Consider the following 10,461-nt stretch of genomic DNA (forward strand, 5'->3'; position numbering starts at 1 on the left):
AGGACGACGAGGCGGCATGTCACTTTCCTTTGCCAACAGCATCGCGGCGCAGAGCCGCGCGAGGGCCCTGGTGCCGCTATGCGTCGGCGCCGGCGTCTATCTGTTCTTCCTCTACCTCGGCGACACCCGGCTACAGGACTCCGACTCGTTCTGGCAGGTGAAGATCGGGCAATGGATCCTCGATCACCGCGCCATGCCCACCACCGACTTCTATTCGTTCACGCGAACGGGCGCGCCATGGATGTCGACGTCGTGGCTGTCGCAGGTGCTGTTCGCCTATTCCCACGCGCAATGGGACTGGGCAGGTCCCGTCATCCTCACCGCGGTCGCGGTCGCGGTCACGGTCGCGATCTTCGTCTATCTGCTCGACGTGCAGATCGAGGCACCACGCGCAGTGCTGTTCGCGATGCTGGCGCTGCTGCTGTCGGCCCATCACGTGCTGGCGCGGCCGCATATCCTGGCGCTGCCCGTCATGGTGGCGTGGGTCGGTCTGCTGATGGCAGCTGCCGACCGCAAGAGCGCGCCGTCCTGGTATTGGCTGCCGCTGATGGCGCTCTGGGCGAATTTGCATGGCGGCTTCGTGCTGGGCCTCGTGCTGATCGGCCCGATCGCGCTCGAGGCCGTCGAGCACGCCGAGAAGGGACGACGGCTCCAGCTGTTCATGCGCTGGGTGTTGTTCGGAATCGGTGCTCTGATCGCGAGCTGCTGCACGCCGTATGGCTGGCGGACGCTGCTGGGCGCGACCAATATTCTCGGCCTCGGCGAACTGCTGTCGCTGATCTTCGAATGGATGCCCGCGAACTTCTCCACGTTCACCCCATTCGAAGGCGCCCTGCTCGGCCTGATCGCATTCGGCTATTATCGCGGCCTGGTGCTGTCGGCGCCCCGGATCTTCCTGATCCTGTTCCTGACCTGGAGCGCGCTGACCCATGTCAGGAGCATCGAGGCATTTGCGTTCGTGGTGCCGCTGGTGCTGGCAAAGCCGCTCGGCGAGATGTTCCCGCGCCCGGCGCCTGACGCCGCCGGTGCCGGGCGCTGGCCCGCCCGCTATGTCACCGCGCTTGGCGCGCTGATGATCGTGGCGGCGAGTTGGACCTCGACGTCGCTCTACATGGCGCACCACCGCTTCACCTTCACGACGACGCACACGCCGGTTGCGGCCGTCGACGTGCTCGAGCAACGCAAGATGCAGCGCATCTTCAATGCCTACCAGTTCGGCGGCTATCTGATCTCGCGCGATATTCCGGTCTTCGTTGACGGCCGTGCCGAGCTCTATGGCGAGAAGTTCGTCATGGACTTCTTCAAGGCGACGGAGGGCAAGAAGCCCGAGCTGCTGCCGCGCCTGCTCGACGAGTACAAGATCGACGCGACGCTCCTGGTTGCCGATGCGCCGGGCCCGCAGATCCTCGACCAGCTCAAGGGCTGGAAGCGGATCTATGCGGACGACATCGCGGTGATCCATGTGCGAGACCATGCGGACAGCGCGACCGCGACGCCTTCGAAGTGAGAGCCTCCTTGAGGGCGCGCACTCGTAACCGTGAGATGTCCCTCCAAAGGCGACGTGGACGCGACCTGGCACACCACGCTAAAACCCCGGCGATCCCGCGACATGTCTTGTTTTGACAGGCCGACTTTGACAATCCCGGCTCGGCTCGACTCGGAGCGGTCCGTGGGAATCGCCGTTCTTGCGGTGCTGGCGGCGGTCTCCCTTCTTCCGGTGCTGCTGACCCCCATTCCCGCGATGGTGGATTATCCCAATCACCTCGTCCGCATGTACATTCTGAGCCGGAACGGCACCCCCGACGCCAATCCGTATTACGAGGTGGCCTGGGCCTTCTATCCCAACCTTGGAATGGATCTGCTGGTGCCGCAGCTGGCGCGGCTGATGAGCGTCGAGCACGCCACGCGGCTGTTTCTGCTGCTGAGCCAATTGCTGATCGTCGGGGGCGCGCTGCTGCTGGAATGGGCGCGGAAGGGCCGGGTTCATCTTGCCGGCTTCGCTGCGCTCGCTTTCCTCTACTGTCTGCCGTTCAGCTGGGGCTTCGTGAATTTCGAGTTTGGCCTCGGCTTCGCTCTCTGGGGCATCGCAATCTACCTGATGCTGGCCGAAGGCCCATGGCCGCTGCGTTTCGTCGCCAATTTGCTGTTCGTCGCCGCGCTGTATGCGGCGCATTTCTTCTCCCTCGGTATCTACGGCGCGACGCTTGGCCTCTACGAGCTCTCGCGCATTCGTCAGCAGCGAGCATCGTACCTGGGCGTGGCCGCGCGGCTCGGCGCGCTGGCCCTGCCGGCGCTCGTGTTGTTTGGGATCATGCAAATGACGGCGGGCTCGATCGGAAGCGAGGGGACGAGCTGGTTCTTCGGATTCAAGCCAATCTGGCCGTTGCGCATCCTGAACGGCTACAGCCTGACGGCATCGGCAGTGACCGGGCTGGCGCTGATGATCTCGTTGCTTTTTGCCGCAAGGCGCGGCGTCCTCAAGCTCGAGCCGGCCGGCCTCTGGCTCGCGATCGGCTTTGCACTGCTCTACCTGGTCATTCCCTCCAAGCTGTTCGGAACCTCGTTCGTGGACCTTCGCGTGATTCCCGCTGCAGCTCTGATCCTGCCGGCCTTCTGCTCGCTGGCGCTGCCGAGCCGGGCCTGGAGAACGGCTGCGCTCGCCGCGATCAGTGCGATCACACTGATCAATCTCGCGATCGTCCTCGCGGTGTGGCTGCCTTACCGCGCCGACTATGCGGCGATCATCGCCTCGTTCCAGAAGATCGAGCGCGGCTCACGCGTTCTCGTTGGAAGCACGGGCGACAATGGTGATCCGCCCTTCGCCGACCTCACCTCGTATCCGATGTACTATGCGCCGACGCTGGCCGTGCATTATGCCAACGCGTTCGTGCCCAACCTCTTCACGGAAGCGGGCAAGCAGCCGGTGCGGCCCCGCGAGGGCGTGCGCCGCCTTGCCATTCCCTATGGAGGGCCGGTGCCGTCGGAGCTGCTCACCGCGATTGCGACAAGCCGGCCGCCGGCGGACGTTCCGCCGTTCATCCGCACCTGGTACCGGGACTACGACTATCTCTATGTGCTCGGACCGTCGGCCGCGAACCCGCTGCCGGAACTGCTCGAGGTGCTGGATACCTCGGAGCGATTTGTTCTCTACAAGATCCGCCGCAGGTCCTAGACCGACGCCACGGCTGCGCAAGCATGGTTAATCGTGCATCGCCATTCCGTTCCGCCTCCGCCCTCAATCGCCCGAGTGCCCTAGATCCTTAACAGTCGCGGCAAGGCGACCTTAACCACCGCCGAACTAGACTCCCGCCCCTGCAACCCAGCCGGAATCTCTCGCATGGCGGCCAATTCCAGATCGATCCGCTACAGCCTCGTCATCCCCGTGTTCAACGAGGAAGCCGTGCTGCCGGTCCTGCTGCGCCGGCTCGACCTGGTCTTGTCCCGGCTCGACGGTCCGGCTGAAGCGATCTTTGTCGACGACGGCAGCAGCGATTCCAGCTCGATCGTGCTCCAGGCGCTCGCCAAGCGCGATCCGCGCTTTCGCTATGTCGGCCTGTCGCGAAATTTCGGCCATCAGGTCGCCATCACCGCCGGCATGGACGCCGCGGAAGGTGACGCGATCATCGTGATGGATGCCGATTTGCAGGATCCGCCCGAAGTGATCGAGCAATTGATCGCAAAATGGCAGGAAGGCAACGACGTCGTCCACGCCCGCCGCCTGTCACGCGAAGGCGAAAGCCGGTTCAAGCGTGCGACTGCGCATCTGTTCTACCGGCTCCTCGGCAGGATGTCCTCGGTCGGCATCCCCGCCGATGTCGGCGACTTCCGCCTGATCGATCGCAAGGTGCTCGACGCACTCAGGCAGATGCCGGAGCAGGATCGCTTCGTACGCGGCATGATCGCCTGGCTCGGTTTCCGGCAGGCCGAGGTCGCCTTCCACCGCCTCGAGCGCGCCGCGGGCGAAACCAAATACCCGCTGTTCAAGATGGTGCGGCTCGCGGTGAACGCCGCGCTCGGCTTTTCCGATCTGCCCCTGCGGCTTGCGATCTGGTGCGGCTTGACGGTTTCGGGACTGGCCCTGCTCTACGGCGGCTGGGTGATCCTGCTGTGGCTCAGCAAGGACAGCCATCTCGTGACCGGCTGGTCGTCGACGATCGTCGTCGTGTCCCTGCTGTGCGGAATCAACATGCTGATGACCGGTATCGTGGGGCTGTATGTCGGCCGCATCCATGCCGAGGTGAAACGCCGCCCGCTCTATGTGGTGCAGACGCGCGCCGGCTTCGATCGCAACGAGGCGGCGGCAGCGCCTGCAATCCACGCAGTCAACGAGTGACCCTGCGCATGAGCGAGCTCTTCGACGGCTATCACGCCAACTACCGTGACGTTGTCCAGTCCTCGATCGACTTCTCCGGCTTGCCGCATGATTTCTTCATGCGCGCGAAGGCCGATCTCCTGGGCGATCTGATCGCGCAGCGGCTGAACACCGAGAGGCCCGACATGCTCGACGTCGGCTGCGGCGTGGGCAGCCTTCATCCTCTGCTGCACGGCATGGTCGGCCGCTTGAGCGGTATCGACGTTTCGTCGGCCAGCCTGGCGCAGGCCCGCGCGGCCAATAGCGGGGTCGACTACCGCGAGTTTGACGGCCGCACGTTTCCCTTCGAGGACGCCAGCTTCGATCTCGTCACGGCCATCTGCGTGATGCACCATATCGTGCCGGCCGAATGGACACATTTCATCACCGAGATGCGGCGGGTGGTGCGGCCCGGGGGGCTCGTCTGCGTGATCGAGCACAATCCCTACAACCCGCTGACACGTCTTGCCGTTGCGCGCTGCGAGTTCGACCGAGACGCCGTCCTGCTCAGTGCCGGCAAAGTCCGAAAGCTGATGGCTGCGGGCGGCTTGCGGGAGATCGGCGCCCGCCATTTTCTGCTGCTCCCCTGGGACACCAAACCGGCGCGTCGCCTCGAAGATGCCCTGAGCGGCGTGTCGCTCGGCGGCCAATACGCGGCCTTCGGGTCCGTCTGACTTATCTTTGCGGCGTATCCCGCCGCTTGTGCACGACCGCCACGTCGTCGCTGTAGACGCGTTGCCACTGCGGCAGCCGGTCGAGCATCGCGACCGCCGGTGTCCGCGGCGCGAGCAGCGTCGCGCCGATGTCGTATTCGTCGAGCAGCTTGAGAAAATCTGCGAGGTCAACCAGCGCCAGGGCACGATTGTAGCGGTCGATGAACGGCCCGCCATACAGTTCGCCGCGACCATCGATGAAGGTGGGAATGCCGGCAAAGATCAAATAGCCGCCAAAGGAATAATCGTTGAGCACGCGCCCCGCCTTGGCGAGGTCGGCTTGCGCGACGGCAACTCGAGGGGTGATGACGGTAGCCGGCCGTATGTCGCGCGCCAGCGCCGCCCCGCTCATCGCGATCAGAACACCGAACGCGGCCAGATTCAGGCCGCGCGACGCGCCCTCCGCATCGTCCGTGATCCGCCCGCCGAATGTCCGACCCAAGGGGGCCGCCAGATAGAGCGGCGCCAGCATGGCCAGCAGATCCGCGTTGCGTACCTGCGCCAGTGCGAAATGGAGCAGGCCGATCACCACCAGGGCCCGCACGACCGGCAACGTCACGCCGCGCGCGAGCGCAAAGATGCCGGCCAGCAGCAGCAACTCAAAGCCACCGACATGGCTGAAATCCTGCGGCCGCCATTCCCCGATCCAGGCGAGCGCAGAGCCGAGGCCGAGTGTCGTCAGCGGCATCAGCAGCGGCTCCGGCCCGTGCGGCGTCAGACAGGACGCCGCGAGGGCAAGGGCCGAGAAGGGCAGCCATCGCAGCAGCACGCGCGGCCATTCGCTTCGCTCCTCACGCAGCAGCGCCTCGAGCACGGCCGGACCGATCAGCCCGAGCGCGAGCACCACGCTGCCATGCAGATTGGTCCACAGCACCAGCAGCGGCAGCGCCCAGTATGGCGGAGGCCCGCCGCGATCCATGCAGCGCACCAGGGCCGCCGCCCAAATCACCATCACCGGCAGCACGAGGACATGCGGCCGCGCCAGCATATGCGGCGCCAACAGGATGACGGCCGCGATCACCATGAGCAGCGTCAGGGCCGGCGAGAGCTCGCGCAGCAGGAAGAAGGTGAACAGGCCAAAGGCGAGCGCTATCGCCGCTGCTGCGACGACGACGACGCCGGGCCAGCCGGACAATGCGTAGGCTCCGGCGTAGACGATTTCCGAGAGCCATTCGAACGTGATCCAGGGCGCGCCATGCTTCGAAAACGAAAAGGGATCGCTCTCCGGCAGGGTGCCATGCGCGATGATCCAACGCCCGACCTCGATATGAGAATAGCTGTCGGGATCACCGAGCAGCCACGGCCCAACGATCAGCAACAGGGCATAGACGCCGATGCCCACTGCCCAAGGGAGCGCTGCACGTGCCGAAAACGGTTGAACCGCGCTGTGGACGACCTGGTCAGTCATGGCGGGCCAAAATAGGACGCAAGCGTTAAGTTCTTCTTTAGTGATTCCCGCGGTTGCCCCGGAAGCCGCGCGCTTCGCTCGCGCCGGGAGCGCCCTGCATCCGCGAACCGCCAGCCAACAAAAAACGCGGCGTTTCCGCCGCGTTTTGCAATCTCACCTGCCGCTCGCAATTACGCCTGCGGCTGCGGCTCCAGGCCCGGATCCGTATCGGGCCGCGGGCGCGGCGACTTGCCGGCCGGGGGCACCGCGGAGGCGCGCGGCGTGCTCGGCTCGAGCACGGACTCGCGGTTCGGCTTCTTGCCCTTGAGCAGATCGACGATCTCGTCGCCGCTCAGCGTCTCGAACTCCAGCAGGCCCTTGGCGAGCGCTTCGAGATCGGCGCGCTTCTCGGTGAGAATACGCGTCGCTTCGTTGTAGCCCTCTTCCACGAAACGCCGGATCTCGGTGTCGATCTTCTGGACCGTCGCCTCCGATGCGTTCTGGGTGCGCGACACCGACATGCCCAGGAAAACCTCGTCCTGGTTTTCGCCATAGGACACGGTGCCCAGCGCCTCGGACAGGCCCCAGCGCGTCACCATCATCCGGGCCAGGCGTGTCGCCTGCTCGATGTCGGAGGACGCACCCGAGGTCACCTTCTCGCGGCCGAAGATCAGCTCTTCGGCGACACGGCCGCCCATCATGATCGCGAGCCGCGAGGTCATCTGCTCCAGAGACATCGACAGCTTGTCGCGCTCGGGGAGCTGCATGACCATGCCGAGCGCACGGCCGCGCGGAATGATGGTCGCCTTGTGGATCGGGTCGGTCGCGACGACGTTGAGGCCGACGATGGCGTGGCCGCCCTCGTGATAGGCCGTCAGCAACTTCTCTTCCTCGGTCATGACGAGCGATTTGCGCTCGGCGCCCATCATCACCTTGTCCTTGGCCTCTTCGAATTCGGCCTGCGTCACCATCCGCTTGTTGCGGCGGGCGGCGGTCAAAGCGGCCTCGTTGACGAGGTTCATCAGGTCGGCGCCGGAGAAGCCCGGGGTGCCGCGCGCGATGGTCTTGAGGTTGATATCGGGGGCCAGCGGCACCTTGCGAACGTGAACCTTGAGGATCTGCTCACGGCCGACGACGTCGGGGTTCGGCACCACGACCTGACGGTCGAAGCGGCCCGGACGCAGCAGCGCGGGATCGAGCACGTCGGGACGGTTGGTCGCGGCGATCAGGATCACGCCCTCGTTCGCCTCGAAGCCGTCCATCTCGACCAGCAGCTGGTTCAGCGTCTGCTCGCGCTCGTCATTGCCGCCGCCGAGGCCGGCGCCACGATGACGACCGACCGCGTCGATTTCGTCGATGAAGATGATGCAGGGCGCGTTCTTCTTGGCCTGCTCGAACATGTCGCGGACGCGGCTCGCGCCGACGCCGACGAACATCTCGACGAAGTCAGAACCGGAGATGGTGAAGAACGGCACGTTGGCTTCGCCCGCGACCGCACGCGCGATCAGGGTCTTACCGGTGCCGGGAGGGCCGACCAGCAGCACGCCGCGCGGAATGCGGCCGCCGAGGCGCTGGAACTTGCCGGGATCGCGCAGGAATTCGACGATCTCCTGCAGGTCCTGCTTGGCCTCGTCGACGCCGGCGACGTCCTCGAAGGTGACGCGGCCATGCGCTTCGGTCAGCATCTTGGCGCGCGACTTCCCAAAGCCCATCGCCTTGCCGGCGCCGCCCTGCATCTGCCGCGACAGGAAGATCCACACGCCGATCAGGGCGATGAACGGCAGCCAGGAGACCAGCAGCGAGACGAACCACGGCACGTTGTCGCCGGGCGGCTTCGCGGTGATCTGCACCTTGCTGTCATAGAGGCGCTTCACCAGCGTCGGGTCGCTGGGCGCATAGGTCTGGAAGCTGGAGCCGTTGGTGAAGGTGCCGTGAATGTCCGGCCCCTGGATCACGACGTCGCGCACATTGCCGCGGTCAACCTCGCTCAGGAGCTGCGAGAAGGCGATGTCCTGCGAGGAGGCCCGCTGACCCGGATTCTGGAAGAGCGTGAACAACGCCAAAAGCAGCAAGACAATGATGACCCAGAGGGCGAAATTGCGCAGATTGGCGTTCATCGATCTTCCTTCGTGGTCGCGCGGATCGCGGCCTCATCCTTGGGCTCTACGAGGAAATCCCCAAGGAATCCTCATCGTTAGACGCATACAATTTAGGTGCCGTCCCGGTCGCTGCCAAGGGAACGAGGTGGGACTATTTATCCCATCTTAGAGCGATTCCCGCTGAAATAATGGCGTCCGGAGCGGGGTTTTTCCTGCCTGGTTAAGGTGTCCTGACGGCGCGGGGCCGAATTGGCCGGTGTCATGATCCGCCCTCGTCCGCGCCTATCCGCCCTTGCGACGCCGGACCGGCGCCGGTGCGACGTGGATACGCCCGCCGGCAAGGCTGATCAAGGCTCCCGCAAGGGTCTGCCTCAGGGCCTGCCGGCCATTTGCGCCCGTGCGAGGGCTTGCGGCGATGGCCTGGTCGAGCGCGGCAAGGAGAGACTCAACCTTGCCGAGTTCCGCCGGCCCTTCATGCCCGAGCGCGTTGATGGCCCGCAGCAGGAGCCGCAGCCGGACCTCCTCCGGCAGGACGGCAAAGGCCGAGGCCTCGAAGCTTCGAACACCTGCCTGCGGCGCATCGCCGCGATCCCTCAAATGGAGGAAGCGCTCGGCGCCGTCGGCCAGCAGCTCGACCGCCGCATTGGCCCGCGCCAGCCGGGCCGCGAGCCGCACCAGCGTGCGGGCATCGCCACCCTCGGCCGCAAGGAGCGGCAGCAGCGCCCGCAGCCGCGGCCGGGTGAAGGCGGTGTCGCGGTTGGTGGGATCGTCGGCAAAGCCGATCCTGGCCCGCTTCAAGGTCGCGATCAGCTGCGCCTTCGGGACCTCGAGCAGCGGACGCGCCAGCACGATCCCGTCGCGCTCGCTGAGGGAGGCCATTGCCGACAGCCCGGCAAGTCCGCTGCCGCGCAACAGGCGCATCAACAGGGTCTCGGCCTGGTCGTCGCGGGTGTGGGCGGTCAGCACATGGCTCGCGCCGACGGCACGCGCGGCCTGCGCGAGCAGGCGGTAACGCGCCTCGCGCGCCGCCGCCGGCAGTCCGGTCTTCGGCTTTGCGCCGCGCCAGCGCAGGGTCCGGTGCGGCAATCCGAGTTCAGTGGCGAGCCGCTTGACCTCGCGCGCCTCGCGCGCCGCCTCTCGCCGCAGGCCGTGATCGATCGTGACGACGGTGAGATGCGGGCCGCGCGCGAGGCTGCGCCGCCAGCGCGCCGCAAGCCACATCAGCGCGACCGAGTCGGGCCCGCCCGACACGGCGAGCACCAGCGCCGGCGCGCTCTTCAGGCCGGCGAAGAGCCGCCTCGCCTCGCGTGTCGAGATCGGAGATTTGTCGTCGTCTGACATGACGCGGCCCTGACCGTCGCAGGCGGATGGTTACGATTGTCTAGCGCAGCACCATCCGCGTTGTCAGGACCCCCGACGTCAGCACTTCACCCGTTTCTGCTCGCGGTCGACCGCGGCTTTGACGCCGGCGGAGGCGCGCGGATATTTGCGGCCGACCTCGCCGAAGGCGGCGCAGGCGGCCTCCTTCTCCTTCAGCGCGGCGAGCGACTGGCCGAGCCGCAGCAGCGCATCCGGGGCCTTGGCCGATTTCTCGTATTTGGTGGTGACGGCGAGGAAGGCTTCCGCGGAGTCCCGATATTGCTGGCGCTGGAAGTAGCTCTCGCCGAGCCAGTATTGCGCGTCGCCGAGCAGCGGGTCGCTCGGATATTTCTGCGTGAAGTTCTTCATGGTCTGCTCGGCGAGCGCGTAGTCCTTGCGCTGCATGTAGCCGATGCCAAGGTCGAACTCGTCGCGCGGCGTTGCCGAGGGCGGCAGCGTGGTCAGGCCGGCGCCGCCGGCGGGCGCGGGAGAGCCGGATTGGGCCGGCGGATAGCCGGGCTGCGCGGCCGGGGGAGCGGCCTGCTGCTGATA

The 10,461-nt window shown here is 66.1% G+C and carries 8 protein-coding genes; 4 read left to right on the forward strand and 4 right to left on the reverse strand.

From position 1 onward, the window contains the following. Window positions 1-16 precede the first annotated feature (16 nt). The 4 genes from XI04_RS13530 (at window position 17) to XI04_RS13545 (ending at window position 5,025) form a co-directional block, all read left to right on the forward strand. Entirely contained in the window at window positions 17-1,507 is a 1,491-nt protein-coding gene (locus tag XI04_RS13530; RefSeq protein ID WP_038970894.1) for a hypothetical protein, read from the forward strand. Between the two features lie 102 nt (window positions 1,508-1,609). After that, complete coding sequence (locus XI04_RS13535; RefSeq protein WP_271609711.1) at window positions 1,610-3,172, forward strand: hypothetical protein; 1,563 nt, start codon at window positions 1,610-1,612, stop codon at window positions 3,170-3,172. A 165-nt stretch (window positions 3,173-3,337) separates the two neighbouring features. Further along, the gene (locus XI04_RS13540) at window positions 3,338-4,333 is read left to right on the forward strand and encodes a glycosyltransferase family 2 protein (protein WP_028140312.1); all 996 of its coding nucleotides are present in this window, start codon (window positions 3,338-3,340) and stop codon (window positions 4,331-4,333) included. Between the two features lie 8 nt (window positions 4,334-4,341). Continuing rightward, complete coding sequence (locus XI04_RS13545) at window positions 4,342-5,025, forward strand: class I SAM-dependent methyltransferase (protein ID WP_038948400.1); 684 nt, start codon at window positions 4,342-4,344, stop codon at window positions 5,023-5,025. A gap of 1 nt (window position 5,026) precedes the next feature. Here XI04_RS13545 and XI04_RS13550 read toward each other — a convergent pair whose 3' ends face one another. From XI04_RS13550 to ybgF, 4 genes are all read right to left on the reverse strand, one after another. Beyond that, the gene (locus XI04_RS13550) at window positions 5,027-6,472 is read right to left on the reverse strand and encodes a hypothetical protein (RefSeq protein ID WP_271609710.1); all 1,446 of its coding nucleotides are present in this window, start codon (window positions 6,470-6,472) and stop codon (window positions 5,027-5,029) included. A gap of 170 nt (window positions 6,473-6,642) precedes the next feature. After that, window positions 6,643-8,568, reverse strand: coding sequence for an ATP-dependent zinc metalloprotease FtsH (gene ftsH / locus XI04_RS13555; protein WP_028140315.1), 1,926 nt, complete (start codon window positions 8,566-8,568; stop codon window positions 6,643-6,645). A 264-nt stretch (window positions 8,569-8,832) separates the two neighbouring features. Beyond that, complete coding sequence (gene tilS / locus XI04_RS13560; protein ID WP_271609709.1) at window positions 8,833-9,891, reverse strand: tRNA lysidine(34) synthetase TilS; 1,059 nt, start codon at window positions 9,889-9,891, stop codon at window positions 8,833-8,835. A 78-nt stretch (window positions 9,892-9,969) separates the two neighbouring features. Next, window positions 9,970-10,461 (reverse strand): tol-pal system protein YbgF (ybgF, locus tag XI04_RS13565; RefSeq protein ID WP_271623708.1); only part of this gene is annotated, 492 nt, incomplete at its 5' end.

This window comes from Bradyrhizobium sp. CCBAU 11430 (assembly GCF_028128855.1).
Lineage (GTDB): Bacteria > Pseudomonadota > Alphaproteobacteria > Rhizobiales > Xanthobacteraceae > Bradyrhizobium > Bradyrhizobium ottawaense.